This is a genomic window from Streptomyces macrosporus (genome assembly GCF_039533145.1).
Taxonomy (GTDB): domain Bacteria; phylum Actinomycetota; class Actinomycetes; order Streptomycetales; family Streptomycetaceae; genus Streptomyces; species Streptomyces macrosporus.
The window spans coordinates 138,589-140,430 of the sequence record NZ_BAAASZ010000006.1; the positions used below are offsets into that span (position 1 = coordinate 138,589).

The 1,842-nt window shown below is 76.4% G+C and carries 1 protein-coding gene; it reads right to left on the reverse strand.

Annotated elements, in window-relative coordinates:
* Positions 1–41 precede the first annotated feature (41 nt).
* Positions 42–1,763 (reverse strand): DoxX family membrane protein, encoded by a 1,722-nt coding sequence (locus ABD335_RS03600; RefSeq protein WP_425583535.1) that lies wholly within the window; start codon positions 1,761–1,763, stop codon positions 42–44.
* Between the last annotated feature and the right edge of the window lie 79 nt (positions 1,764–1,842).

Below are 1,842 nucleotides of genomic sequence, written 5' to 3' on the forward strand. Positions count from 1 at the left end.
GCCCCACCGCCCGGACGCGTGGTGGAACCCGGTGTTCGGTGTCAGCCCAGCAGGCCGCCCAGCGCGCCGTCTCCGTCGCCGTCGCCCTCACCGTCGCCGCCGTCCTCCCCGCCGCCGGTGCCGCCGGCCGGGCCGGCGTCGGTGCTGCCGCCGGAGCCGCCGGTGTCCGTCGGGGTGCCGGGCGCGGGGGCCGGAGGGGCGGGCCGCTGCGGGGCCTGCACGGTCTGCCGCTGGCTCGGCGCACCCGGTTCGCCGCTGCCGGTGCTGCCCGCGCTGGGGGTGGGGGACCCCGCGGACGGGGCGGACGGGCTCGGCACCGCCGAGGCGCCCGCGCTCGGCCGTCCGGAGCCCGTGCCGGGAACGGACGGGCTCGGCCGCTCGCCGGACTTCCGGGGCAGCGGCGAACCCGGCTGGTTGTTGGTCAGCGGTCCGCCCGGCTCGGGCACGGTGGCGACCCGCGCGGACCGCACCGCGCTGCCCATCACCGAGCCGATCAGCAGCGTCAGGCCGAGCACGATCGTCGCGACGACCGTGCCGCGGCGCAGCACGCGCCGCCGCAGCTCCCACACCTCCACGCGCGGGCCGAGCGTCCGCCACGCCTCGCCCGCCAGGCGCGCGTCCAGCGAGTAGTACGGCGCGCCCGCGATGACCAGGGGACTCCAGGCGGCCAGGTAGATGATGTCCGGGGCGTCGTACACCGGGGCCGTGTGCCAGCTCACCGTCACGATCAGGGCCGCCGACAGCAGCGCCCCGACGCCCGCCGCGACCCGCTGCCACAGGCCCAGGACGGTCAGCACGCCGACGACGATCTGGAGGAAGGCGACGGAGAGCCCGGCGCCGACGGGGTGGGCGAGGGCGAAGCCGTGCAGCGGCTCGGCCACGGCCCAGGGCTCCAGGGACCTCAACCAGTTCACCAGCGAGCCGCGTTCGCCGCCGTCGAAGTAGACCGGGTCGCAGAGCTTGCCCATTCCGGCGTAGACGGAGATGAGGCCGAGGAAGATCCGCAGCGGCAGCAGGACGACGCCGAGGTTCATCCGGCGGCCGGGGTAGTAGCCGTGCCGCGGGAGTTCGCGCCGGTGCCCCTCCTCCTCGGCGTCCGCCTCGTAGGAGCCGTCCGTCTCGTAGGGGTCGTCCGCCTCGTAGGAGTCGTACGGCTCGTCCTCCGGGAGGTCGTACGCGCCCTCGGCGGGCCGGACGCCCTCCAGCAGCGGACGGTCGAACAGGGGGCGCTCGGGCGGCCGGGGCGCGCGGGGGGCGATGATCGTGGGCGGACCGGCGTCGCGAGGGGTGTCGACGGCGGTGGTGAGGGCCGTGGTCCGCGGGTCGTCGTCCAGGGCCGGGGCGGCGCCCGGCACCACGCGCGGCAGCACCTGGGTGGTGGCGTTGAGCGTGTCGCCCTCGATGTTCGCGCGGCGGACCGCCTGGAGCAGCCGGGTGGCCCGGACGTCCCCGGGCTCGGTCCGGCCGCTCCACACCACGGGCGTGCGGCGCCTGGCCGCACGCCTGACCGGGACGGCGCCGCGGACGGCGGACAGGCCGTCGGCTCCGGCCGGCACGCGGGCGCGGGACGGTCGGGGCGGTGGGGAGGCGAGCTGCACCCTGAAACTCGCGTGGTTGACGACGACCTCGGCCGGGTCGCTGGGCACCTTGACCGTGCTCAGCACCGGCTCCTCGTCGAAGAAACCGCGCGATCTTCCTCCCGGGGCCTCCTCGGGGCGGCGGCCCGAGCCGGGGGACTGTGTGCCGGGTGTTCTGGTGTCCACACTCCTCTAACCGAGTGACGGACGCATAGGACACTGCCTTGTCCGTCCCGATCTGTCGGGGGCCCGTCAAGATCGACAG